General features: G+C 63.6%; 26 protein-coding genes. 12 read left to right on the top strand and 14 right to left on the bottom strand.

What is annotated here, in order from left to right; all coding sequences use genetic code 11:
• Positions 1 to 168: 168 nt before the first annotated feature.
• The 9 genes from CQW31_RS12875 to nrdR form a co-directional block, all read right to left on the bottom strand.
• Entirely contained in the window at positions 169 to 912 is a 744-nt protein-coding gene (locus CQW31_RS12875) for an ABC transporter substrate-binding protein (protein ID WP_054886554.1), read from the bottom strand.
• Between the two features lie 16 nt (positions 913 to 928).
• Complete coding sequence (locus CQW31_RS12870) at positions 929 to 1,432, bottom strand: phosphatidylglycerophosphatase A (RefSeq protein WP_054886553.1); 504 nt, start codon at positions 1,430 to 1,432, stop codon at positions 929 to 931.
• The gene (thiL, locus tag CQW31_RS12865) at positions 1,429 to 2,397 is read right to left on the bottom strand and encodes a thiamine-phosphate kinase (RefSeq protein WP_099814626.1); all 969 of its coding nucleotides are present in this window, start codon (positions 2,395 to 2,397) and stop codon (positions 1,429 to 1,431) included. The genes CQW31_RS12870 and thiL overlap by 4 nt, the downstream gene beginning before the upstream one ends.
• A gap of 18 nt (positions 2,398 to 2,415) precedes the next feature.
• Positions 2,416 to 2,916, bottom strand: a complete 501-nt coding sequence (gene nusB / locus CQW31_RS12860; protein WP_054886551.1) for a transcription antitermination factor NusB — start codon at positions 2,914 to 2,916, stop codon at positions 2,416 to 2,418.
• On the bottom strand, positions 2,913 to 3,389 hold the full coding sequence (ribE, locus tag CQW31_RS12855; protein ID WP_027917814.1) for a 6,7-dimethyl-8-ribityllumazine synthase: 477 nt from the start codon (positions 3,387 to 3,389) through the stop codon (positions 2,913 to 2,915). The genes nusB and ribE overlap by 4 nt, the downstream gene beginning before the upstream one ends.
• Before the next feature lie 92 nt (positions 3,390 to 3,481).
• Positions 3,482 to 4,573 carry a bifunctional 3,4-dihydroxy-2-butanone-4-phosphate synthase/GTP cyclohydrolase II gene (ribBA, locus tag CQW31_RS12850; protein ID WP_099814625.1) on the bottom strand — a complete coding sequence of 364 codons (1,092 nt, stop codon included), beginning with the start codon at positions 4,571 to 4,573 and terminating at the stop codon, positions 3,482 to 3,484.
• An 18-nt stretch (positions 4,574 to 4,591) separates the two neighbouring features.
• Positions 4,592 to 5,257 carry a riboflavin synthase gene (locus CQW31_RS12845; protein ID WP_016497780.1) on the bottom strand — a complete coding sequence of 222 codons (666 nt, stop codon included), beginning with the start codon at positions 5,255 to 5,257 and terminating at the stop codon, positions 4,592 to 4,594.
• A gap of 42 nt (positions 5,258 to 5,299) precedes the next feature.
• Positions 5,300 to 6,430 (bottom strand): bifunctional diaminohydroxyphosphoribosylaminopyrimidine deaminase/5-amino-6-(5-phosphoribosylamino)uracil reductase RibD, encoded by a 1,131-nt coding sequence (gene ribD, locus CQW31_RS12840; RefSeq protein ID WP_099814624.1) that lies wholly within the window; start codon positions 6,428 to 6,430, stop codon positions 5,300 to 5,302.
• A gap of 2 nt (positions 6,431 to 6,432) precedes the next feature.
• Positions 6,433 to 6,897 (bottom strand): transcriptional regulator NrdR, encoded by a 465-nt coding sequence (gene nrdR / locus CQW31_RS12835; protein ID WP_054886565.1) that lies wholly within the window; start codon positions 6,895 to 6,897, stop codon positions 6,433 to 6,435.
• A 105-nt stretch (positions 6,898 to 7,002) separates the two neighbouring features.
• Here nrdR and CQW31_RS12830 point away from each other — a divergent pair, with 105 nt between their 5' ends.
• From CQW31_RS12830 to trxA, 3 genes are read left to right on the top strand one after another with little or no spacing between them, the layout of a single operon-like run.
• Positions 7,003 to 7,455: a YbaY family lipoprotein gene (locus CQW31_RS12830; RefSeq protein ID WP_054886548.1), complete on the top strand. Its 453-nt coding sequence runs from the start codon at positions 7,003 to 7,005 to the stop codon at positions 7,453 to 7,455.
• Positions 7,456 to 8,115 carry a methyltransferase gene (locus CQW31_RS12825; RefSeq protein ID WP_099814623.1) on the top strand — a complete coding sequence of 220 codons (660 nt, stop codon included), beginning with the start codon at positions 7,456 to 7,458 and terminating at the stop codon, positions 8,113 to 8,115.
• 31 nt (positions 8,116 to 8,146) lie between these two features.
• Positions 8,147 to 9,019: a thioredoxin gene (gene trxA, locus CQW31_RS12820; protein WP_099814622.1), complete on the top strand. Its 873-nt coding sequence runs from the start codon at positions 8,147 to 8,149 to the stop codon at positions 9,017 to 9,019.
• 127 nt (positions 9,020 to 9,146) lie between these two features.
• Here the strand turns inward: trxA and CQW31_RS12815 are convergent, their stop codons facing one another.
• Positions 9,147 to 9,482 carry a hypothetical protein gene (locus tag CQW31_RS12815; RefSeq protein ID WP_099814621.1) on the bottom strand — a complete coding sequence of 112 codons (336 nt, stop codon included), beginning with the start codon at positions 9,480 to 9,482 and terminating at the stop codon, positions 9,147 to 9,149.
• Between the two features lie 131 nt (positions 9,483 to 9,613).
• Here CQW31_RS12815 and CQW31_RS12810 point away from each other — a divergent pair, with 131 nt between their 5' ends.
• The 5 genes from CQW31_RS12810 (at position 9,614) to CQW31_RS12790 (ending at position 13,580) form a co-directional block, all read left to right on the top strand.
• Positions 9,614 to 10,189 carry a DUF2796 domain-containing protein gene (locus CQW31_RS12810; protein WP_099814620.1) on the top strand — a complete coding sequence of 192 codons (576 nt, stop codon included), beginning with the start codon at positions 9,614 to 9,616 and terminating at the stop codon, positions 10,187 to 10,189.
• Between the two features lies 1 nt (position 10,190).
• Positions 10,191 to 10,901: an ABC transporter ATP-binding protein gene (locus CQW31_RS12805; protein ID WP_099814619.1), complete on the top strand. Its 711-nt coding sequence runs from the start codon at positions 10,191 to 10,193 to the stop codon at positions 10,899 to 10,901.
• Positions 10,901 to 12,166 (top strand): ABC transporter permease, encoded by a 1,266-nt coding sequence (locus tag CQW31_RS12800; protein ID WP_099814618.1) that lies wholly within the window; start codon positions 10,901 to 10,903, stop codon positions 12,164 to 12,166. Before CQW31_RS12805 ends, CQW31_RS12800 begins: the two co-directional genes overlap by 1 nt.
• Before the next feature lie 144 nt (positions 12,167 to 12,310).
• Positions 12,311 to 12,787 carry a DUF3299 domain-containing protein gene (locus CQW31_RS12795; RefSeq protein WP_371858379.1) on the top strand — a complete coding sequence of 159 codons (477 nt, stop codon included), beginning with the start codon at positions 12,311 to 12,313 and terminating at the stop codon, positions 12,785 to 12,787.
• A 109-nt stretch (positions 12,788 to 12,896) separates the two neighbouring features.
• On the top strand, positions 12,897 to 13,580 hold the full coding sequence (locus tag CQW31_RS12790) for an OmpW family protein (RefSeq protein WP_099814617.1): 684 nt from the start codon (positions 12,897 to 12,899) through the stop codon (positions 13,578 to 13,580).
• On the opposite strand, the gene CQW31_RS12785 is transcribed toward CQW31_RS12790, so the two are convergent.
• Positions 13,568 to 14,803: an MFS transporter gene (locus CQW31_RS12785; RefSeq protein ID WP_371858378.1), complete on the bottom strand. Its 1,236-nt coding sequence runs from the start codon at positions 14,801 to 14,803 to the stop codon at positions 13,568 to 13,570. The genes CQW31_RS12790 and CQW31_RS12785 overlap by 13 nt on opposite strands.
• Positions 14,804 to 14,864: 61 nt before the next feature.
• Between CQW31_RS12785 and CQW31_RS12780 the strand changes: the two genes are divergently transcribed.
• A complete protein-coding gene (locus tag CQW31_RS12780) occupies positions 14,865 to 15,308 on the top strand; it encodes a helix-turn-helix domain-containing protein (RefSeq protein ID WP_099814688.1) in 444 nt (147 codons plus the stop codon).
• A 114-nt stretch (positions 15,309 to 15,422) separates the two neighbouring features.
• On the opposite strand, the gene CQW31_RS12775 is transcribed toward CQW31_RS12780, so the two are convergent.
• Both CQW31_RS12775 and CQW31_RS12770 read right to left on the bottom strand, forming a co-directional pair.
• Positions 15,423 to 16,355 (bottom strand): NAD-dependent epimerase/dehydratase family protein, encoded by a 933-nt coding sequence (locus CQW31_RS12775; RefSeq protein WP_099814615.1) that lies wholly within the window; start codon positions 16,353 to 16,355, stop codon positions 15,423 to 15,425.
• Positions 16,348 to 17,232 (bottom strand): sugar nucleotide-binding protein, encoded by an 885-nt coding sequence (locus CQW31_RS12770; RefSeq protein ID WP_099814614.1) that lies wholly within the window; start codon positions 17,230 to 17,232, stop codon positions 16,348 to 16,350. The genes CQW31_RS12775 and CQW31_RS12770 overlap by 8 nt, the downstream gene beginning before the upstream one ends.
• Positions 17,233 to 17,468: 236 nt before the next feature.
• Here CQW31_RS12770 and CQW31_RS12765 point away from each other — a divergent pair, with 236 nt between their 5' ends.
• Together CQW31_RS12765 and CQW31_RS12760 are read left to right on the top strand one after the other, a co-directional pair.
• Positions 17,469 to 18,530, top strand: coding sequence for a hypothetical protein (locus CQW31_RS12765; protein ID WP_099814613.1), 1,062 nt, complete (start codon positions 17,469 to 17,471; stop codon positions 18,528 to 18,530).
• Between the two features lie 15 nt (positions 18,531 to 18,545).
• On the top strand, positions 18,546 to 19,343 hold the full coding sequence (locus CQW31_RS12760; RefSeq protein WP_099814612.1) for a TSUP family transporter: 798 nt from the start codon (positions 18,546 to 18,548) through the stop codon (positions 19,341 to 19,343).
• A gap of 5 nt (positions 19,344 to 19,348) precedes the next feature.
• Here CQW31_RS12760 and CQW31_RS12755 read toward each other — a convergent pair whose 3' ends face one another.
• Complete coding sequence (locus tag CQW31_RS12755; RefSeq protein WP_054886535.1) at positions 19,349 to 20,158, bottom strand: helix-turn-helix transcriptional regulator; 810 nt, start codon at positions 20,156 to 20,158, stop codon at positions 19,349 to 19,351.
• Between the two features lie 179 nt (positions 20,159 to 20,337).
• On the opposite strand from CQW31_RS12755, the gene CQW31_RS12750 reads away from it, so the two are divergent.
• A complete protein-coding gene (locus CQW31_RS12750; RefSeq protein WP_054886534.1) occupies positions 20,338 to 21,780 on the top strand; it encodes a sodium:alanine symporter family protein in 1,443 nt (480 codons plus the stop codon).
• Positions 21,781 to 21,802: the final 22 nt, after the last annotated feature.

The raw sequence follows: 21,802 nt of genomic DNA, 5'->3' as shown, positions 1-21,802 counted from the left end.
AAAGTTCGATGCTTAGTCGGGGGCTGGCACTCGCCTGGGCCTTACACGACCCCTGTGGGAGCGGGCGTGCCCGCGAACACCGGCAGCGCCGGTGCCATCCACCGCGTCGCCTGCTTCGCGGGCATGCCCGCTCCCACAGGAGGCCGCGCAGGCCATGAAACAGTGGTCTTACTGTGGCTTGCTGTCCGCCGTGAAGGGATACGGCTGCTTCCAGTGCTCGAAGATCGGCTTCAGCTCGCCGCTGTGCACCAGCTCGGCCATGCGTTTGTCGAACAGGTCGCACAGGGCTTTGGCGTGCTCGTTTCTGGAGAACGCCAGGTACAGCGGCAATTCGGCCACATGGGTGCTGCGAAAACGCTCCGGCTGCGAGGCCTGCCCGAGCACATAGTCGACTTCGGTCTGCGCATCGATGTAGAAATCCACCCGCTCATGCTCAAGCATCGGCAGGATGCCTTCGCGGCGCTGGATTTCGCGGAAGTTGTGCGCATTGGGCAGGTAACTGCCGTAGTCATAGCCGCGCACCCAGGCCAGGCGGTACTGGCCGACGGTGGCTAAGGTCGGCACCGGCTTGCTGGCCAGGCCCAGGGCGTAGATGTGGTCCATATCGAAATGCCAGCGCGGATACAGGTTGTCGTCGTTCTCTTCCTTGTACGACCCGACCCAGGCATCGGCCTCGCCACGCTTGACCAGGCCGACCGCGCGGCTGTACGGCGCACTCTGGGCCACCACCTTGACCCCGGCAGGCTCGAACACCTTGCGCAGCACATCCCAGGCCACACCGCTGCCATCGGCATTGGTGTAGTCGATCCACTCTTCGCTGACCAGGTGAATCTGCTTCGGTAACGCATCGGCCGCCACCGCCCAAGGGGCAAGGCTCAGCATCATTGCCAGCAGCACAGTCCTTATGGCCATCGAAACGCTCCCTGCTTCAGCCTACCGCCCACACCAGAATCTGCATGCCCAGCCAGGCAAATACACCGGCCAGGATATCGTCGAGCATGATCCCGACACCCCCGTGCACATGGCGATCGATCCAGCGAATCGGCCATGGCTTGAGGATGTCGAAGAAGCGGAACATCAGGAACCCCGCGAGAAGCCACTGCCACCCTTCCGGCACCAGCCACAGGGTGATCCACATGCCGACCATTTCGTCCCAGACAATGCCTTCATGGTCGTGCACACGCAAGTCGTTGGCGACCTTGCCGCACAGCCAGAAGCCGAACAGCATGGTCACGCCCAGCAACAGCCAGTAGCCCCAGTCAGGCAGCATCTGCCACAGCGGGATGAACGGGATCGCTACCATCGAGCCCCAGGTGCCGGGGGCCTTGGGCAGGGTGCCGGAGCCGAAGCCGAAAGCGATGAAGTGCCACGGGTTGCGCCAGACCGATGGCGGAACGAACTCCGCAGGCACCTGGTTGGGGTGGTCGGTCACGGTGTCTCCCTAAAGTGTTGATAGCCCCGTTGAACCGGGGTGATGTCCTGGCCCTGCGGGTCGCGCAGGGTCACGCCCTGGCCTTCGAGCACGCGGCCGATGACATGCAACTCGGCGAAACCGAGGTCGGTCAGCGGCGCGAGCGCCGCAGGTGGCAGGGTGAAGGCCAGTACGTAGTCGTCGCCGCCGGTCAGCGCTGCCCGCCGGGCCGCATCATGGCCAAGGAAGGCTTCCAATGCAGGAGACACTGGCACCTGCATCAGGTTCACCTCGAGTGCGACCCCGGACGCCTTGGCAATATGCCCGCAGTCGGCGAGCAGGCCATCGGAAATATCCAACGCCGCCGTGGCCCGGCCGCGCAGCAGCTGGCCCAGGTGGAGCTGAGGCATCGGCGACCAGTAGTGCTGGAGCAGCGGCTCGGCCAGCTCCGCCGGTGCCTCGCGCTCACCCAGGACCAGCGGCAACGCCCCTGCCGCCTTGCCCAGCGAACCACCTACACACAGCAGATCGCCCGGCCGCGCGCCGCTGCGGCGCAACGCCTGGCCGGCCGGCACGCGGCCGAACACGGTGACGGTGATGCTCAGCGGGCCGCGGGTGGTATCCCCACCGATCAAGCTCATGCGGCAACGCTGGGCCATGCGGCTGAGGCCGTCGGCATAAGCCGCCAGCCAGTCGGGGCCGACATCAGGCAGGGTCAGGGCAAGGGTAAAGCCGATCGCCGTCGCGCCCATGGCTGCCAGGTCACTGGCCGCCACAGCCAACGAGCGCTGGCCAAGCAGCAGCGGATCGCAGACAGCAGGGAAATGCACCCCGGCGACCAGGGTGTCGGTCGACACCGCCAGTTGTTCACCGGGTGGAAGGTCCAGCAGGGCACAGTCGTCGCCGATACCCAGGGCCACGCCCTCACCGCCCTGCGCACAAGGCGCGGCGGCGAAGTAATGGTTGATCAGCTCGAACTCACCCATGGGCCGGCAGCGCCAGGATCAGCGCTTGTTCGCCTTTACTTCTGCTTCACGCAGGGCCGGGGCGAGCTTGTCCAGCACACCGTTGACGAACTTGTGGCCATCAGTGGCGCCGAAGACCTTGGCCAGTTCCACGCCTTCGTTGATCACCACGCGGTACGGAACGTCGACGCGCTTGATCAGTTCCCAGGTGGACAGGCGCAACACTGCCAACTCGACCGGGTCGAGTTCTTCCAGGGCGATGGCCATGCAAGGCACCAGCGCCTTGTCGATTTCGCCCTTGATCGCCGGGACCCCGTGGAGGATCTCGCGGAAATAGGCACCGTCGACATCGGTAAAATCGTTATCGACCCGGAACTGCGCTTCGATCTCGTTCAGCGAATGCTGGGCCATGTGCCACTGATACAGGGCCTGGGTCGCGAGCTTGCGGGCTTCGCGGCGCTTGGCGCTTTTCGAGGGCTTGCCGGCATCCGCAGGTTTTGGATCGCGCGGGTTGAAACGATCGCTTTCGTCGCTAATCACTTGGCCTCCAACTGCGCCAGCAGGCTGACCATTTCCAGAGCGGACAGGGCAGCTTCACCGCCTTTGTTGCCAGCCTTGGTGCCGGAGCGTTCGATGGCTTGTTCGATGGAGTCGACGGTCAGAACGCCGAAGGCCACCGGTACGCCGAACTCCATGGACACCTGGGCCAGGCCCTTGGTGCATTCGCCCGCCACGTATTCGAAGTGCGGGGTACCGCCACGGATCACGGCGCCCAGGGCGATGATCGCGTCGTATTCGCCTTGCTGGGCGACTTTCTGTGCCACCAGCGGGATTTCGAAGGCGCCCGGGGCACGGATGATGGTGATGTCGCTTTCGCTGACACCGTGGCGTACCAGGGTATCAACGGCGCCGCTTACCAGGCTTTCGACAACGAAGCTGTTGAAGCGGCCAACCACCAAAGCATAGCGACCTTTGGGGGCGATGAAGGTACCTTCGATGGTCTTCAGGGTCATTCCGATATTCTCATCTTCAAGAGCGAGGCCGCTTACAAGCGGCCTCGACAGGGGTCTGGACTCGAGCTTAAGGGCGTCAATGCCGCCTCAAGTCACTCGGAGGGCACGTATTCTACAACTTCCAGATCGAATCCGGATATCGCATTGAACTTCATCGGCGAACTCATCAGGCGCATCTTGCGCACGCCAAGGTCGCGCAGGATCTGCGAACCGGCACCGACGGTGCTGTAGGTGGTCGGCGCCTTGGTCGGTGCTTCACCCGCACTTTCGCGGATGTGCGCCAGCAGCACGTCACCGTCCAGCGGGTGGCCCAGCAGCAGCACCACGCCGCTGCCCGCCTCGGCCACCGCGGCCATGGCCGCGCGCAGGCTCCAGCGGCCAGGCTGCTTGACCAGCAGCAGGTCGCGCAGTGGGTCCATGTTGTGCACGCGCACCAAGGTCGGCTCTTCGGCGCAGATATTGCCCAGGGTCAGGGCCATGTGCACGTCGCCTTCCACCGAGTCACGGTAGGTGACCAGGTTGAACTCGCCCAGCTCGCTCTCGATCGGCTGCTCGGAGACGCGCTGCACGGTGCGTTCGTGGATCATGCGGTAGTGGATCAGGTCGGCGATGGTGCCGATCTTCAGGCCGTGCTCGGCGGCGAACACTTCCAGTTCGGCGCGACGCGACATGGTGCCATCGTCGTTCATCACTTCGCAGATCACGCCGCTCGGCTCGAAGCCGGCCATGCGCGCCAGGTCGCAAGCCGCTTCGGTATGGCCGGCGCGGGCCAGGGTGCCACCTGGCTGGGCCATCAGCGGGAAGATGTGGCCTGGGCTGACGATGTCTTCGGCCTTGGCGTCCTTGGCAGCGGCCGCCTGCACGGTGCGCGCACGGTCAGCGGCGGAGATGCCGGTGGTGACGCCCTCGGCGGCTTCGATCGACACGGTGAACTTGGTGCCGAAGCCCGAACCGTTGCGCGGCGCCATCAGTGGCAGCTTCAGGGTTTCGCAGCGCTCGCGGGTCATCGGCATGCAGATCAGGCCCCGGGCGTGCTTGGCCATGAAGTTGATGTGCTCAGGCAGGCAGCACTCGGCCGCCATGATGATGTCGCCTTCGTTCTCGCGGTCTTCGTCATCCATGAGGATGACCATTTTGCCCTGGCGGATGTCTTCGACCAGTTCTTCGATGCTGTTGAGCGCCACTCGGCACCCCCTTCTCAATCAGGATTTCAAGAAGCCGTTGGCGGCCAGGAAGCTTTCGGTGATGCCACTGCCCTTGCTCGGTTCGGCAGCCTTGTCGCCCAGCAGCAGACGCTCCAGGTAACGGGCCAGCAGGTCGACCTCAAGGTTTACCCGACGCCCTGCGCGGTAGTCGGCCATGATGGTTTCGGACAGGGTGTGCGGGACAATGGTCAGCTCGAATTCGGCGCCATTGACCTCGTTGACCGTCAGGCTGGTGCCGTCGACGGTGATCGAACCCTTGTGGGCGATGTACTTGGCCAGCTCCTTGGGCGCACGCACGCGGAACTGGATGGCGCGGGCGTTATCGCTGCGCGAGATGATTTCGCCGACGCCGTCGACGTGGCCGCTGACCAGGTGGCCGCCCAGGCGGGTGGTCGGGGTCAGGGCTTTTTCCAGGTTGACCTTGCTGCCGCTCTTGAGGTCGATGAACGCGGTGCGCTTGAGGGTCTCGACACTGACGTCGGCCCAGAACCCGTTGCCCGGCAGCTCGACGGCGGTCAGGCACACGCCGTTGACGGCAATGCTGTCGCCGAGCTTGACGTCACCCAGGTCGAGCTTGCCGGTTTCGACGTAGACGCGCACGTCACCGCCCTTGGGGGTCAGGCTGCGGATGGTGCCGATGGATTCGATGATGCCGGTGAACATGGGGACTTCCTCAGAAACGGGTCGCGCGGGGCAAGCCCGGCATTATACGCCGGGCGCCGGCAGAGGGATGGCCGTGACCCGCCAGTCATCGCCCACTGCGCGCATTTCGGTGATTTTCAGCCGTGGTGCCTGGCTCATCTTCTGCAGCGGCCAGTCCAGCAACGGCCGGGCCTGGGAACCGAGGAATGTGCCGGCGACGAACAGCTGGTATTCGTCAATCAGGCCCAGCTGGGCAAAGGCGCCGACCAGGCTGGCACCGGCCTCCAGGAGGACCTCATTGACGCCGCGGGCGGCCAGCGCCTGCAGCAGCGCCGGCAAGTCTACCTGGCCATTGTCGCCCGGCAGGCTGAGCAGTTCATGGCCGGCAGCGGCATAGCGCACGTCATCTGCGACGGCAGTGACCACCAGCGCCGGGCCGGCCTGGAAGAACGGCGCGTCCAGCGGCAAACGCAGGCGACCGTCGACCAAAACGCGCAACGGCGTGCGGCTCAGTGCCAGGGCGGTGGTTTCGGCGTCCAGCCCCAGTTCGTTGCCCCGCACGGTCATCCGCGCGTTATCGGCCAGCACGCTGGCCGCACTGGTCAGCACCACACTGGAACGGGCGCGCAGGCGCTGCACTGCCGAGCGGGCAGCCGGCCCGGTGATCCACTGGCTTTCGCCGCTGGCCATGGCGGTGCGGCCATCCAGGCTCATGGCCAGCTTGGCGCGGACGAATGGCAGGCCGTGTTCCATGCGTTTGAGGAAGCCAGGGTTGAGGGCGCGGGCTTCGGTTTCGAGCACGCCGCTGGCCACGACGATGCCGGCTTCTGCCAGGCGCCGCAGGCCTTGCCCTGCGACTTGCGGATTGGGGTCCTGCATGGCCGCGACCACCCGGGCTACGCCAGCCTTGACCAGCGCCTCTGCGCACGGCGGCGTGCGGCCATGGTGGCTGCACGGCTCCAGGGTCACGTAGGCGCAGGCACCACGGGCCAGTTCGCCGGCCTGACGCAGGGCATGCACTTCGGCATGCGGCTCGCCGGCACGCACGTGCCAGCCTTCACCGACCACCTCGCCATCGCGGACGATCACGCAACCCACTCGCGGGTTGGGGTGGGTGGTGTACACACCCTTGCGCGCCAGCTCCAGCGCGCGGGCCATGTAATGGGCGTCGAGGATCGCGGTCTGGCTGGGCATGCTCACTCTTTGGCCGGCTCGCGGGCCAGGCGGTCGATTTCTTCGCGGAATTCGTCGAGGTCCTGGAAGCGCCGGTACACCGAGGCAAAGCGGATATAAGCCACTTCGTCGAGCTTGCGCAGCTCGGCCATGACCATTTCGCCTACCACCAGGGACTTGACCTCGCGCTCGCCAGTGGCGCGCAGGCGGCTCTTGATATGCGCCAGCGCCGCTTCCAGGCGCTCGATGCTGACCGGGCGCTTCTCCAGCGCTCGCTGCATGCCGGCACGCAGCTTCTCTTCATCGAAAGGCTGGCGCGTGCCGTCTTGCTTGATCAGCCGGGGCAGCACCAGCTCGGCGGTTTCGAAGGTGGTGAAGCGCTCGCCGCAGGCGACGCATTCACGCCGGCGGCGCACCTGTTCGCCCTCGGCGACCAGACGCGAGTCGATGACCTTGGTGTCGTTGGCACCGCAAAAGGGACAGTGCATGGTGGCAGGCAACAAAAAAAGGGAGGGCCATGGTAGCGCATTGCACTGGCAAGACAAGCCAAAGGGGTTAACATCCATACAATTCTGCCCGTGAAGGACCCACCCATGCATCTTCGTGCGCTCGTCGTGCTGTGCTGCGCTTCCCTGCTCGCCGCCTGCGGCAGTGACCGCCCCAAGCCTGAAGCAGCCCCCGCACCAGCAGTGGCCAAGGTGGCGAAAAACGCCGAACCGCTTGGGCCGCTGCCGGCCTATCAGCGTGAATTGAGCGGCACCTTGCTGGAAATCCCCGCCGGCGCCGACGTCGAGCTGGCGCTGCTGGTCATCGACGACCGCGACCGCCCGCAACAGCTTTTGGCCAGCAGCAACCTGACCGGCACCGGCCAGGCCCTGCCGTATCACTTGCGTTTCAACCCCGAGGCCTTCCCGGCCGGCGCCCGCGTCGAGCTGCGCGGCCGCGCCAGCAGCTCCGGCCAGTTGATCATGCATCTGGCCCCCGTGCGGATCCTCCAGGCCCAGACCCAGGCCACCGGCCCGCTGCGCTTCGAGAAGATGCCGTAAGTGGCGCCGCTTGCCCTGCAACAGGCCCTCAGCGGCCTGATCGGTGAAGCGCGGCTGGTCGTCAGCCATCTGCCAGAGTGCGAGCTGAAGCTGTGGCTGATCGATGATCAGAACATGGACCGCGCCTTCAGCAGCGAAGAAACCCGGCGCATCCTCGAAGAACCACCGTACTGGAGCTTCTGCTGGGCCAGCGGCCTGGCCATGGCCCGCTACCTGGCGGCGCACCCCGAGTGGGTCGCCGGCAAGCGCGTGCTGGACTTCGGAGCCGGCTCCGGCATAGCCGGGATCGCGGCAGCCCGGGCCGGGGCGCTGGAAGTGGTCGCCTGTGACCTTGACTTGCTGGCCTTGGAAGCCTGCCGTGCCAACGCCATGCTCAACCATGTCGAGCTGGGCTACAGCAGCGATTTTTTCGCCGAAGCCGACCGCTTCGACCTGATCCTGGTCGCCGACGTGCTCTACGACCGCGCCAACCTGCCGCTGCTCGATGCCTTCCTTGGCCGAGGCCGCCAGGCACTGGTGGCCGACTCACGTGTCCGTGATTTCAGCCACCCGCTGTACCAGCAGCTTGGCGTGCTGGACGCCTTGACCCTGCCAGACCTGGCCGAACCGCACGAATTCCGCCGGGTCAGCCTGTACCATGCCAGCCGCGAGCCTTTATAGTGGTGCCATTCACGGATTTGCGAGAGTCGCGATGAGCCAGGACACCCCATATATCTTCGATGCCACCGATGCCACCTTCCAGCAACTGGTGATCGAGAACTCCTTCCACAAGCCGGTGCTGGTGGACTTCTGGGCCGAGTGGTGCGCGCCGTGCAAGGCGCTGATGCCGCTGCTGGCAAAGATCGCCGAGGGTTACCAGGGCGAACTGCTGCTGGCCAAGATCAACTGCGACGTCGAGCAGCAGGTAGTCGCCCAATTCGGCATCCGCAGCCTGCCGACCGTGGTGCTGTTCAAGGATGGCCAGCCGGTTGACGGCTTTGCCGGTGCGCAGCCGGAGTCGGCGATCCGCGCCATGCTCGAGCCGCATGTGCAGATGCCCGCCGCACCGACTGCTTCGCCGTTGGAGCAGGCCAAGGCGCTGTTTGCCGAAAGCCGTTTTGCCGAGGCCGAGGCTGCGCTGCAAGCACTGTTGGGCGAAGACAACAGCAATGCCGAGGCATTGATCCTGTATGCCCGCTGCCTGGCCGAACGTGGCGAACTGGGCGAGGCCCAAGTGGTGCTGGATGCGGTCAAGACCGACGAGCACAAGGCGGCACTGGCCGGTGCCAAGGCCCAGCTGACCTTCCTGCGCCAGGCCGCCAGCCTGCCGGAAGTTGCCGACCTGAAGAGCCGCCTGGCGCAGAACCCGCAGGATGACGAGGCGGCTTACCAGCTGAGCGTTCAGCAGTTGTCGCGCCAGCAGTACGAGGCGGCGCTGGACGGGTTGCTGAAGCTGTTCCAGCGCAATCGTGGATATGAGAACGGGTTGCCGCAGAAGGCGATGCTGCAGGTGTTCGAACTGCTGGGCAGTGATCATCCGCTGGTGAGCGTATACCGCCGTCGATTGTCTTCGGCGATGTTCTGAATTTGAAATTGCCGGGGCCGCTTTGCGGCCCTTTCGCGACACAAGGCCGCTCCTACAAGGGCACGCGGTCTCGTGTAGGAGCGGCCTTGTGTCGCGAAAGGGCTGCAGAGCAGCCCCAGAAAGAACCTCACCCCACCCAGTGATACACCGGCGCATCCACGCCACTTTCCACCTTCACCTCACTGCTGTGCCGCAAGCGCACCAGCAACCGCTTGCCCGCCGCCGTACTGCCGGCCAGCCCTTCCAGCCGGTCGAGCAACTCCGGCCCGCTCATCTGCCCTGCCAGGCGCAGCACCTCACGAGCGGCATGCCACTGCCCATCATCCTGGCGCGGTGCTGCTGCCACGGCTACCGCCTCAGCCACTGGCACCTCGATCTGCCGCCCCAATTGCGCCCACTCCTGCGGCTCCAGCTCGATGGTCAGGTCCACCGGCCAGTCACCAATCTGTCCACGAATTCTCACGATGCGTTCCTTGAGCTCAAGTCAATGCAGCCATGCTACCGCAACATGAAACCTGCGCCACGCAGGCTGGCGGCGCCAAGAAAAGTTGTTATAACATAACCCAATCTTCCAGCCCGCTCCCGGAGTCGTTCATGCGTCGTCTGCTGCTCGCCCTGCCCTTCGCCCTGCTGCACCTGGCCGTGGCCCACGCCCACGACGAACATGACCACGATCACGCCCACGGTACCCTCGGCGCCCACGAGCATGGTGTGGCCAGGCTCAACGCCGTGCTCGACGGCAACACCCTGGAGCTGGAGCTGGACAGCCCGGCGATGAACCTGGTCGGCTTCGAGCACATGGCCAGCAGCGATGCCGACAAGGCCAAGGTTGCCGCGGTGCGCCAGCAGCTCGAACAACCCCTGAAGCTGTTTGCCCTGGCCTCGTCCGCCGGCTGCAAGGAAGACCAGCAAGAACTGGAAAGCCCGCTGTTCGGCGACGCGGCCAAGGCTGACGACGACGGTGATGAACACGAGAAGGGCCACGTGCACAGCGACATCAATGCCCACTATCAGCTGACCTGCGCCACCCCGGAAAAGCTCACCCAGATCGACCTCGCCCCGCTGTACAAAGCCTTCCCGGCCACGCAGAAGATCAATGTGCAACTGATTGGCCCGAACGGCCAGAAAGGCGTCGAAACTTCGCCCGCAAAGGCTGTGGTTGCATTCTGAAATGAGCCAGGCGTTGATTGAACTGCAAGGTCTGGTGTTCGCCTGGCCCGGCCAGGCGCCGCTGCTGGATATCCCGGCATTCCGCCTGGAGGCCGGCGAAGCGCTGTTTCTCAAGGGCCCCAGCGGCAGTGGCAAGACCACCCTGCTGGGCCTGCTCGGCGGGGTCAACCAGCCGGGACAGGGGCGTATCCAGCTGCTCGGCCAGGACCTCGCCCTGCTCGGCCAGGGGGCACGTGACCGCTTCCGGGTCGACCACACTGGCTACATCTTCCAGCAGTTCAACCTGCTGCCGTTCCTCTCGGTGCGCGAGAATGTCGAGCTACCCTGCCGCTTCTCGCGCAGCCGCGCCGAACGGGCCATCCAGCGCCACGGCAGCGTCGACCAGGCCGCCAGCGAGCTGCTTGCGCACCTGGGCCTGGGGGACCCGACGCTGCTCGCACGGCGTGCCGACAGCCTGTCGATCGGCCAGCAGCAGCGCGTTGCGGCTGCTCGCGCACTGATCGGCCAGCCGGAACTGGTGATCGCCGACGAGCCGACCTCGGCACTGGATGCCGACACCCGTGAGGCCTTCATCCGCCTGCTGTTCGACGAATGCCGCGCGGCCGGTTCCAGCCTGCTGTTCGTCAGCCATGACCAGAGCCTGGCACCGCTGTTCGACCGTCACCTGTCCCTGGCCGAACTCAACCACGCCGCCAAGCCCCGGGAGGCCTGATGTACCTGCTCCGCCTAGCCCTGGCCAGCCTGGCCAACCGCCGTTTCACCGCCTTCCTCACCGCCTTCGCCATCGCCCTGTCGGTATGCCTGCTGCTGGCGGTCGAACGGGTGCGCACCGAAGCGCGCGCCAGCTTCGCCAGCACCATCAGCGGCACCGACCTGATCGTCGGTGCCCGCTCGGGGTCGGTGAACCTGCTGCTGTACTCGGTGTTCCGCATCGGCAACGCCACCAACAACATCCGCTGGGACAGCTACCAGCACTACGCCCAGGACCCACGGGTCAAGTGGGCGATCCCGATTTCGCTGGGCGATTCGCACCGTGGCTACCGGGTCATGGGGACCACCACCGATTACTTCAGCCACTACCAGTACGGCCGCAAGCAGCATCTGCAGCTGAGCCAGGGCCGTGAATTCGCCAGCGACCCGTTCGAAGTGGTACTCGGCGCCGAAGTGGCCGACGCGCTGCACTACAAGCTTGGCGACAAGCTGGTACTGGCGCACGGTGTCGCCGCGATCAGCCTGGTCAAGCATGACGACAAGCCGTTCACCGTGGTCGGCGTGCTCAAGCGCACCGGCACGCCGGTCGACCGCACCCTGCACATCAGCCTCGGCGGCATGGAGGCCATCCACATCGACTGGCACAACGGCGTGCCGGCTCGTGGTGCCGGGCGCATCAGTGCCGAACAGGCGCGGACCATGGACCTGCAGCCAGCGGCCATCACCGCGTTCATGCTCGGCCTGAACAACAAGATCGCCACCTTCAGCCTGCAGCGCGAGATCAACGAGTATCGCAACGAGCCGCTGCTGGCGATCCTGCCTGGGGTGGCCTTGCAGGAGCTGTGGAGCCTGATGGGCACTGCCGAGCAGGCGTTGTTCGTGGTCTCGTTGTTCGTGGTGCTGACCGGCCTGATCGGCATGCTCACGGCGATTCTCACCAGCCTCAACGAACGCCGCCGGGAAATGGCGATCCTGCGTTCAGTCGGCGCGCGGCCATGGCATATCGCCGGGCTGCTGGTGCTGGAAGCGTTAGCCCTGGCCGTCACCGGCATCGCAGCGGGGCTGGGTTTGCTGTACGCGGGCATCGCCCTGGCCCAGGGCTACGTTCAGGCCAACTACGGGCTGTATCTGCCTCTGGCCTTGCCCAGCGCACATGAATGGACATTGCTGGCCATCATCCTTGGCGCTGCGCTGCTGATGGGCAGCGTACCGGCCTGGCGTGCCTATCGGCAGTCGCTGGCCGATGGCCTGTCCATTCACCTCTGAGTCCGTGCAATGATCCAGCACCTCACTGCCATTTTCGCGGGTAAACCCGCTCCCACAAGGTTCTGCGCAGGCCTCAACTCTTGCAGAGGGGCCGCGAACAGGCGAGCACTGCAGATAGGGTTGATCCTGCTGCTGACAGTGTCGATGCCCTTGTGGGCCGCCGAACCCAAAGAGCTGGATTGGCCTGCGCTGATCCCCGAAGGCGCGCCGGTCATCCCGCCACAACTGGCACCGCTGCACGACATGTCGCAGTTGAGCGATGCGCTGTCGGCCGAGTCGGCCCCAGCTGCACGCCAGCAGGCACCTGATGCCCCAGTGGTGAAAAGCCTCGACGGCCAGCAGGTCAAGATCCCGGGCTACATCGTGCCGCTGGAGGTGAGCGAAGAGGGGCGCACCACAGAGTTTTTGCTGGTGCCCTACTACGGCGCCTGCATCCATGTGCCACCGCCGCCGTCGAATCAGATCGTGCATGTTTTCAGCGAAATGGGTGTGCGCGTGGAGGACCTCTATCAGCCCTACTGGATCGAGGGAAAGATGCAGGTTAGAGCCTCCAGCAGCGAATTGGCCGACGCCGGATACCAGATGGAAGCGGAGAAAATATACGCTTATGTTCTCAAGTGAGAACTGTGTCGGATTCATGACGACGCTTCTTTGAGCTGGGTCAAACATTCCGTTTAGCCAGCTCCGTACCATTGGACTACTCGATTACTCACGTCCTTTGGGAGCTTCCATGAACAAGTCCTTGCTCGGCGCCTCGCTTGTGGCCCTTGCGCTCACCGCCCCTGTTGCCCACGCCCACCAGGCGGGTGATGTCATCGTCCGCGCCGGTGCCATCACCACTGCGCCGAACGAAAACAGCGGCGACCTGAAATTCGACGGCAACAAGGTATCGGGCACCAAGGCGACCCTGGACAGCGACACCCAGCTGGGCCTGACCTTCGCCTACATGCTCACCGACCACATCGGCCTGGAGCTGCTGGCCGCGACCCCGTTCAAGCACAGCGTAGGCGTCAAGGGCCTGGGCGGCGGGCTGGACGGCAAGCTGGCCGACATCAAGCAACTGCCACCGACCCTGTCCGTGCAGTACTACCCGATGGAGCCCAACTCCAAGTTCCAGCCCTACGCTGGCGTCGGCATCAACTACACCCTGTTCTTCGATGAAGACCTGACCAGCGAGCGCAAGCAACAGGGCTTCAGCAACCTCAAGCTGCAGGATTCGGTGGGTATCGCCGGCCAGTTGGGCATGGACTACATGATCACCGACAACCTGCTGGTGAACGCCTCGGTCTGGTATGTCGACATCGACACCAAGGCCAGCGTCAACGGCCCGACCGCCTTGGGCTACAGCAAGACCAAGGTCGACGTCGATGTCGACCCATGGGTGTACATGGTCGGCCTTGGCTACAAGTTCTGACCTGCACACGGCAGGGCGGCTTCGGTCGCCCTTTCTCGTTGCCCCCAAGACCAGTACCCCAGTGCCAACCCACTGATCACCATCCCCAGCCCGCATACTGCGGTCCAGCCCCAGCGCGCATACACCCAGCTCGCCAGCACTGCGCCCAGGCCGCTACCAATCGAGTAGCAACACATGTAGGCGCCGATCAAGCGGCTGGCCATCGCCCCACGCCCCGCCAGCAGCAGGCTCTGGTTGGTGACATGCACCGCCTGCACGGCGAAATCCAGCATCAGCACACCCAGCACGAACAAAGTCAGCGATTGGCCGACGAAGGCCGTCGGCAGCCATGACAGCGTCAACAACGCCAGCGCCAGGCCGGTGGTGCGCTCGCCCAACCCTCGATCAGCCAGACGCCCGGCCCGCGACGCCGCCAAGGTGCCGGCGATACCTGCCAGGCCGAACAGGCCGATCTCGGTATGGCTGAGCGCAAGCGCGGGTGCACTCAGGGGCAGCACCATGGCACTCCACAGCACGCTGAACGCAGCGAAGATCAGCAGGCCGAGCAACCCACGCCGGCGCAGCAGACTGTCGTGGCGATACAAGGCGTACAAAGAGCCAATCAGTTGCAGGTAGCCAGGTCGTTGCGCGGGTAACCGACTCGCTGGCAGCCAGCGCCAGAGCACCACGGCCATCAGCATGAGCAGTGCCGCCGCCACGAAGTACACACTGCGCCATCCGGCCAGGTCGGCGAGTGCTCCGGAGACCAGACGCGCCAGCAGGATGCCCAGCACGATCCCGCTGGTGACCGTGCCCACCGCCTGGCCCTGACTGGCTGGGGTGGCGAGGGTGGCGGCGTGGGCGACCATCACCTGCACCATGACCGCCATCAGCCCGACCAGGGCCAAGGCTGCCAGCAGAACCAGCCAGTCCTGCGCCAGGCCAACACCGACCAGGGCCAAAGCGGCAACCAGCAACTGCACCAGCAGCAGGCGCTTGCGCTCGATCAGATCGCCCAGCGGTACGATCAGGATCAGCCCAAGGGCATAACCCGCCTGGGTCGCACCGACTACCCAACCGATCTGTCGCTGCGCCACCCCCAGGTCACTGGCGATCGACTCGAGCAGAGGCTGGGCGAAATAGACCGTGGCTACTGCCATGGCGCAGGTGGCGGCAAGCAACAGGGTTATCCAGCGATTCATCGGGCTGACTCCTACGCACCTGGTTTCAAATTGAAACCACATGATGGATATTTAGCAAATGTGGTTTTAATCTGCAACCAGGTGAATCATGCAGGTGCTGCCAATGCTCGATGAAGTGAATGCTCAATGCCCTGTGGCCCGGGCGCTGGAAGTGCTGGGTGACCGCTGGGCGCTGATGATCCTGCGTGATGCCTTCGATGGCCTGCGCCGTTTCAGCGAGTTCCAGAAGAACCTGGGGCTGGCGAAGAACATCCTGGCGTCACGGCTGAAATGGCTGGTGGAGAGTGGGCTGCTGGCTTTGCAGCCGGCGTCGGATGGCAGCGCCTACAAGGAATATGTGCTGACCGAGAAAGGGCGCTCGGTGTTTCCGATCGTGGTGGGGTTGCGCCAGTGGGGGGAGCGGTTTCTGTTCGAGGCGGGGGAAGTGCGGTCGGAGCTGGTGGACAGTGCCAAGGGGCGGCCAGTCGGGATTCTGCAGGTGCGGGCCGAAGATGGCAGACTGCTCGCGGCGGAGGATTGCCTACGCAAGGTTGTGCGGCATACGTGAGCTGGGGCTGCTTCGCAGCCCTTTCGCGACACAAGGCCGCTCCTACCACAGACCGAGATCCCTTGTAGGAGCGGCCTTGTGTCGCGAAAGGGCCGCAAAGCGGCCCCAGCTATCTCAAGCCTTGCCGAGTAGCTTGGCCAAGGCCTCGACCATCGGGGTCGGCTGCGGGAATGCAAAACGCGCCAGCAAGCGTTGGTTGTCCGCCCGCGAATGGCGAATATCACCGGAGCGCGCCTGGCCGTAACTGATCGCTGGCAGGCTGCCCACCACCTGCTCCAGCGCCTTGAGCATCTGGTTCAGCGAAGTGGCCTGGTTGAGGCCAACGTTCACCGCGCCCTCTTCCACCTGCGGCTGCTCCAGCGCCTGCACCATCACCTGCACCAGGTCGCCGACGTAGAGGAAGTCCCGGGTCTGCTCGCCATCACCGAACACGGTGATGGGCAAGCCTTGGGCCGCCCGCTCGCTGAAGATGCTGATCACCCCCGAATACGGCGAGGAAGGGTCCTGGCGCGGGCCGAAGATGTTGAAGAAGCGGAATATCACCGGCTCCAGGCCATGCTGACGGCGGTAGAAATCCAGGTACTGCTCGCTGGCCAGCTTGTCCACGGCATAGGGCGTCAGCGGCGCCTTGGGCGTGTCCTCGGCAATCGACTCGCCTTCACCATTGTTGCCATAAACCGCTGCGCTCGATGCAAAAAGCACGCGGCGCACGCCATGCACGCGCATGGCCTCGGCCACATTGAGGGTGCCAATGAAGTTGCTCTGGTGGGTCTTCACCGGATCTTCGACCGAGGCCTGCACCGACGCCACCGCGGCCAGGTGGACCACGGCAGCGCAACCGGCGGCGGCACGCTGAACCAGCGCGGCGTCGGCCACATCGCCTTCGATCAGTTCGAGGCGCGGGTTATCCAGTTGCAGGTTATCGCGCTTGCCGGTGGAAAGGTCGTCGAGAATACGTACGGCGTAGCCCTTGGCCAGCAACGCATCGCACAGGTGGGAGCCAATGAAGCCGGCGCCGCCGGTGATCAGGATGGGGGCATCAGCCATGGCGGTAGAATCGATCCAATAGTGGCGGCAAGCCAGCGCGCCAGGCACGCGGCTTGATGCCGAAGGTGTGAAGAATTTTCTTGCAGGCCAGTACCGCGTGCTGCGGCTCCTCGCTGGCATCCGGCCGTGCGGCATGGGCCTGCGCGGTCGGGGCCTGCACGGCCAGCTGACGGTACTGCCCGGCCTCGCTGAGGATTGCCTGGCCCAGTGCCAGCGGCGTGGTCGCCTCGTTACCGGCGTAGTGGTAGGTGCCCCACAGCGGCGCGCTGCAATCGAGCTGCTTGAGCACCGACAGGATCACCCGCGCGGCGTCGTCGACCGGAGTCGGGTTGCCGCGGCGGTCATCGGCCAGCAGCAGTTCCTGGGATTGCTCGGCGCGGGTCAGGAAGCGGCCCAAGGCACCGTCAATGCTTTCGTCCAGCAACCAGCCGAAGCGCAGCAGCACATGCTGCGGGCACGCCGCACGCACGCTCTGCTCGATACGCCACAAGGCCTGGCCCCGCTGGCCCAAGGGGACCGGTTCGTCCTTTTCGCTGTAGGCCGTGGCCCGCGAACCGTCGAACACCCGGTAGCTGGAAGGCTGTACCAGGGTGATCTGGTGGTGCTGGCACAACTCCGCCAGCCGCTCTACCGCCCGCTCCTGCTGGGCCAGGCGCTGGTCGCTGACCGACTCGGCCTGGAACCAGTCGAAGTAATAGGCCAGGTTGACCAGGGCATCGGGGCGATGATCGTCAAGCAGCTGAGTGAGGCTGGCCGGGGCCCAGCCGTTCTCCGGCGGGCGCGGTGCCAGAAATGCGATGTCCTCCTCGGCCCCGAGACGAATCAGCGCTTGCCCGAGGGCATTGCCACCACCCAACAGCATCAGGCGCATACGCATAGAGTCAGCAGATCCGAACAGGTTGATAGAAGGAAAGGAGCCATTTTGCGGTTTCCGGGCGGGGAAGTCCAACCCTAGGGTGCGCCGCTACTAATGCGCCTCGGAGCCACCACCTCGCAGGAATATTCCTACACCTTCGAGTAGCCAAGTCCTGCATCCAACATCAAAAAAAGTTGCCTAAATAGCTCCCGTATCTTTGAAAGTTTCACAGAATCCCTACAGGCAAGGACAAAACAATGGCTGCGGGCTATAGCGAAGAATTACACGATGTTGCTCACTTCAACTTCGAGCCAGATCAAGCTCGTAGACTGGATGAAGCGTGCCTTCGTGTGGCCGCTGAGGGGGGGCCTGATGCTTCAGGCACTGCAGCGTTATCCAGACACTATGCTGAGCGGCTGAAACAGGAGATCACAGCTCGACAGCAGAGACTTCTTGATGCATTCACATCCGGCCAGGTTTGCGCAATTGAGTTCTGCAACATGCTGCCATTGTCCAGTGACCCACTCCCTGATGTAATGCCGCCACATGAGAACCTCAACACTGCGCCCGCTATTATTTATCTGGCGTCCAGACATCAGATTCTGCTGAGTCTCGTCGGATACCAATCCTTCGCATTTGATATCGATAACGAGGGGAGACAAACGCGTCTTGTGGGTAACTTCAAAGGTGGTGGAAAGGTCCCGCTTGTTGAGGAAAAACAAGACCGAACGGCCGAATTGAGCTCCCATGCAGGCGTCAGCCTTGGCCCCCATACAGAACCCCCTTACAACTGTTCGGTCAAGGCTGAAGACGAACACTCACCAGCACCGAGCGCACTTATCCTGACCGCAAGATGGAACCCTCAGCGCGAGCCGACACGGTTAACACCCATGCGCGGAGCCATCAGAAGACTGAACGGTATCGAGGCACTTGCGCTCACATCACGCTCGTTTCGCTTCAGCCGAAGCGAATGCTTCATCAAGGACGACAGCCCGCCTCCTCGTGCAAGTTCCATATTGCAGTTCGACAGAATGGAAGGGTTTGCCTTGCGCTACAGCACTTACCGCTACTCGTTGGACTCAGAGGCTTCAATCCCTGCGCAGCACGCACTTAAGGCATTAGCGGGATTAGTCAGCGAAATAGAAGCCAAAGTATTTGTGCTGGACTCAAGCTCAGCGCTTTTGATCAACAACAGCCAGGCCCTGCATTCTCGGGACACCATTCTTGATAACAGGAGGCTTCTGGTTCGGCTGTTTGCATATGCACCTCACGCGGAGCCTCTGGTACTTCAATCAGACCCACTCGTCGTTCGCGGATAAGACGGAATAACAAATATGGAAATCGAAACTTCAACTTTGTTGATCCTTGCCGCCACTGCATTGCTGGCAGGCTTCTTCGACGCCATCGCAGGCGGCGGTGGTTTACTCACGCTTCCGGCGTTATTCATTGCTGGAGTCGATCCGCTGGCGGCAATGGCTACCAACAAGTTCCAGGCCTCCTCGGCCAGTTCTTCAGCAGTCTGGGCGTTCGCCCGCAAGCGAATGATCCAATGGCGAACAGACTGGCCAATGGCTTTGCTGTCATTCGCAGGTGGTGTTGCAGGCGCCTTGTCGATCAGCTTGCTCGACAGAGCGGTCCTGGAAGCAATTGTGCCGCTCTTGCTGATAGCGGTCGCTGCTTATTTTGCACTCAGCCCCAAGCTTGAGGACCAGGACCGTAAGCGGCGGCTGTCGTATTTGTGCTTCGCGCTCGTGGTAGCGCCAGGCATTGGTTTCTATGACGGTATTTTTGGCCCGGGTACCGGTTCATTCTTCATGGTCGCCTTCACGTTGCTGCTGGGGCAGCACCTCATGCAGGCAATCTGCAGCAGCAAACTGCTCAATGCATCCTGCAACCTTGGAGCGTTGTCAGTATTTGCCTTCGGTGGGGCCATCATTTGGCCTTTGGCGCTGGCCATGGCAGCCTGCGCCATCCTCGGTGCTCAACTCGGCGCTCGTTGCGCCCTCTACTTCGGGCCGCAACTGATCAAACCACTGTTGATCACGGTGTGTTGCCTGATGGCGACGAAGTTGCTGCTGGGTGACGGTCATCCGGTAGGTGAATGGCTGCGCGCTTACACAGCGCTGCACTAAATATTTCACTCAATCTCGAACAAGCTGTTACGCAACGGCCCAACACTCAACCGCTCACGCACATCGTCATCGATCCGTGGATCATCCGGCTGGTACAACCTCACCTGCCGATAGGCATTGATGCGGTTGATCTCCTCCCCCAGGTACTCCCACACCACGCGGGTGCAGGCCGGGTTGCGCCGATCGCCGCTGGAGACCCCGGCCTTCAGGCCGTTCAGGCGCGTGATGCGGCTCTTGAAGCTGGGGATCAGGATGGTCTGGCTCATCTCGTTGAAGGTCAATGATTCGTAGTCGACCAGGAACATCCGGTCCTGCAACTGGAACGCCGCGCCCAGGTAGCGGCAACGCACCTCGGCATGTGGGTCGGTGGCACTGGAGCGCTCCTGGCGTTCCTGGCGCTCGAACAAATAGCGGCCACGCTCCTCCCACAGGTGCACCAACGAAACCAGGATGGTGCCCGGGACGGACATGCAGTTGGAGTATTCCAGGTAGTAGCCGCAATAACGCGACAGATTACCCGCGTGATCGTGCAGCGGGCGGAACAGTTCGCTGATCGGGTCACCGCTCTGCTCGGCCGGTGTCGATGCACGGGCACCGATAAGGCGGCTGAACTGCTCAGGCGGCAAGTTCAGCTCGTAATCTTCAACGCCGAAGAAATCACCGATGCGCTTGAGGTTGTAAGCCGTCGGACGGCTCTGCCCGCTCAGGTACTTGTTGAATTGCGCGCGGTTTATCGACAGCTGGCGGCAAACTTCGGAGATAGAGCGGTAATGGCTGCACGCCAGTTTGAGGTTGGTAGCGAAATGATCGCTCATGCTTAGGGGCTCGGGTGACGCGATTGACGCCAGTGTAGCATCAAGTCGCACCAAATTAGAGCAAGCCGCGAAATTGTAACCACCTTTGTCATGGCCAACCATGCGCGCCAACGAACAGCGATACGCCTGCCGTCCGCTGTTCATTCCATGCGAAGAATAAGAATCGAGGTCATTTTCCAATGCTCGAAGCACTCAACGATTTCCTTTCGGGGAAACTCCTCATCGTGCTGATCGTCGGTCTCGGCGGTTACTTCACCATCCGTTCGCGGTTCGTCCAGTTCCGCCACTTCGGCCACATGTTTGCTGTATTCAAGGAATCGCTGCGTGGCCAGGCAGGCCAGCTGAGCTCCTTCCAGGCCCTGATGCTGAGCCTCGCCGGCCGCGTTGGCGCCGGTAACATCGCCGGTGTCGGTATCGCGGTGACTCTGGGTGGCCCAGGCGCGGTGTTCTGGATGTGGGTCACTGCCTTGGTCGGCATGGCCAGCAGTTTCTTCGAATGCACCCTGGCCCAGGTCTACAAGCGCGCTGACGGCGACGGCCTGTACCGTGGCGGCCCGGCCTACTACATCCAGCACGGCCTGAAGCTCAAGAGCATGGCCATCTTGTTCTCGATCCTGCTGCTGGTCACCTATGGCTTCGCCTTCATCGGCCTGCAGTCGTATACCGTGACCCACTCGCTGCAGAATGCCTTTGCCTTTGACCCCAAGCACACCGGCATCGTCCTTGCCGTGCTGCTGGCCATCACCTTCATCGGTGGCATCAAGCGCATTGCCGCAGTGTCCGACCTGCTGGTACCGGTCAAGACCCTGGCCTACATCGGCGTGACCCTGTACGTGATCGGCACCCAGATCGAACACGTGCCCGCCATGCTGGAAACCATCTTCAAGAGCGCATTCGGCCTTGACCCGGCGTTCGGTGGCCTGCTCGGCAGCGCCATCGTCATGGGCGTCAAGCGTGGCGTGTTCGCCAACGAAGCGGGCCTGGGCAGTGCACCAAACGTGGCTGCCGTGGCCGCTGTGAAACACCCGGGCGCCCAGGGCGTGGTCCAGGCGTTCAGCGTGTTCCTCGACACCTTCGTCATCTGCACCTGCACCGCGCTGCTGATCCTGCTGTCGGGCTTCTACACCCCGGGCTTCGAAGGTGACGGCATCGTCCTGACCCAGAACTCGCTGGCCGCCGTGGTCGGCGACTGGGGCCGCCTGTTCGTCAGCGTGGCACTGTCGCTGTTCGTGTTCACCTGCATCCTCTACAACTACTACCTGGGTGAAAACAGCCTGCAGTTCCTCAGCCGCAACCGCGTAGTGCTGCTGGTATTCCGCGCTCTGGTACTGGCGCTGGTGGTATGGGGTTCGATGCAGGACCTGTCGACCGTGTTCGCCTTCGCCGACATCACCATGACCTGCCTGGCCTTCGTCAACCTGGTGGCCCTGGCGCTGCTGTTCAAAGTCGGCCTGCGGGTAATGCGCGACTACGACGAACAGCGCAAGGCCGGCATCCAGCAGCCGGTGTTCGATTCGTCGAAATTCGCCGACCTGGATTTGGACCGTAACGCCTGGCCTGCCAATCCGCAGGCGGAAACCGCCACTGACGCGGCCGCTGGCCAAGTTCAGACGCAGCGCTGATATCCTCCCCTGCCTGGCCGCC

The sequence above is a fragment of the Pseudomonas sp. 382 genome, assembly GCF_002759075.1.
GTDB lineage: Bacteria > Pseudomonadota > Gammaproteobacteria > Pseudomonadales > Pseudomonadaceae > Aquipseudomonas > Aquipseudomonas vlassakiae.
This window is presented reverse-complemented; position numbering and strand designations above follow the sequence as displayed.

What these genes read in the sequence shown, in the direction of transcription:
- CQW31_RS12875 (WP_054886554.1), bottom strand. Translation starts at nt 912, where the DNA reads ATGGCCATAAGGACTGTGCTGCTGGCAATGATGCTGAGCCTTGCCCCT.
- thiL (WP_099814626.1), bottom strand. Translation starts at nt 2,397, where the DNA reads ATGGGTGAGTTCGAGCTGATCAACCATTACTTCGCCGCCGCGCCTTGT.
- ribE (WP_027917814.1), bottom strand. Translation starts at nt 3,389, where the DNA reads ATGACCCTGAAGACCATCGAAGGTACCTTCATCGCCCCCAAAGGTCGC.
- CQW31_RS12845 (WP_016497780.1), bottom strand. Translation starts at nt 5,257, where the DNA reads ATGTTCACCGGCATCATCGAATCCATCGGCACCATCCGCAGCCTGACC.
- ribD (WP_099814624.1), bottom strand. Translation starts at nt 6,430, where the DNA reads ATGCCCAGCCAGACCGCGATCCTCGACGCCCATTACATGGCCCGCGCG.
- nrdR (WP_054886565.1), bottom strand. Translation starts at nt 6,897, where the DNA reads ATGCACTGTCCCTTTTGCGGTGCCAACGACACCAAGGTCATCGACTCG.
- CQW31_RS12830 (WP_054886548.1), top strand. Translation starts at nt 7,003, where the DNA reads ATGCATCTTCGTGCGCTCGTCGTGCTGTGCTGCGCTTCCCTGCTCGCC.
- trxA (WP_099814622.1), top strand. Translation starts at nt 8,147, where the DNA reads ATGAGCCAGGACACCCCATATATCTTCGATGCCACCGATGCCACCTTC.
- CQW31_RS12810 (WP_099814620.1), top strand. Translation starts at nt 9,614, where the DNA reads ATGCGTCGTCTGCTGCTCGCCCTGCCCTTCGCCCTGCTGCACCTGGCC.
- CQW31_RS12805 (WP_099814619.1), top strand. Translation starts at nt 10,191, where the DNA reads ATGAGCCAGGCGTTGATTGAACTGCAAGGTCTGGTGTTCGCCTGGCCC.
- CQW31_RS12800 (WP_099814618.1), top strand. Translation starts at nt 10,901, where the DNA reads ATGTACCTGCTCCGCCTAGCCCTGGCCAGCCTGGCCAACCGCCGTTTC.
- CQW31_RS12795 (WP_371858379.1), top strand. Translation starts at nt 12,311, where the DNA reads ATGCCCTTGTGGGCCGCCGAACCCAAAGAGCTGGATTGGCCTGCGCTG.
- CQW31_RS12790 (WP_099814617.1), top strand. Translation starts at nt 12,897, where the DNA reads ATGAACAAGTCCTTGCTCGGCGCCTCGCTTGTGGCCCTTGCGCTCACC.
- CQW31_RS12785 (WP_371858378.1), bottom strand. Translation starts at nt 14,803, where the DNA reads ATGTGGTTTCAATTTGAAACCAGGTGCGTAGGAGTCAGCCCGATGAAT.
- CQW31_RS12780 (WP_099814688.1), top strand. Translation starts at nt 14,865, where the DNA reads ATGCTCGATGAAGTGAATGCTCAATGCCCTGTGGCCCGGGCGCTGGAA.
- CQW31_RS12775 (WP_099814615.1), bottom strand. Translation starts at nt 16,355, where the DNA reads ATGGCTGATGCCCCCATCCTGATCACCGGCGGCGCCGGCTTCATTGGC.
- CQW31_RS12770 (WP_099814614.1), bottom strand. Translation starts at nt 17,232, where the DNA reads ATGCGTATGCGCCTGATGCTGTTGGGTGGTGGCAATGCCCTCGGGCAA.
- CQW31_RS12765 (WP_099814613.1), top strand. Translation starts at nt 17,469, where the DNA reads ATGGCTGCGGGCTATAGCGAAGAATTACACGATGTTGCTCACTTCAAC.
- CQW31_RS12760 (WP_099814612.1), top strand. Translation starts at nt 18,546, where the DNA reads ATGGAAATCGAAACTTCAACTTTGTTGATCCTTGCCGCCACTGCATTG.
- CQW31_RS12755 (WP_054886535.1), bottom strand. Translation starts at nt 20,158, where the DNA reads ATGAGCGATCATTTCGCTACCAACCTCAAACTGGCGTGCAGCCATTAC.
- CQW31_RS12750 (WP_054886534.1), top strand. Translation starts at nt 20,338, where the DNA reads ATGCTCGAAGCACTCAACGATTTCCTTTCGGGGAAACTCCTCATCGTG.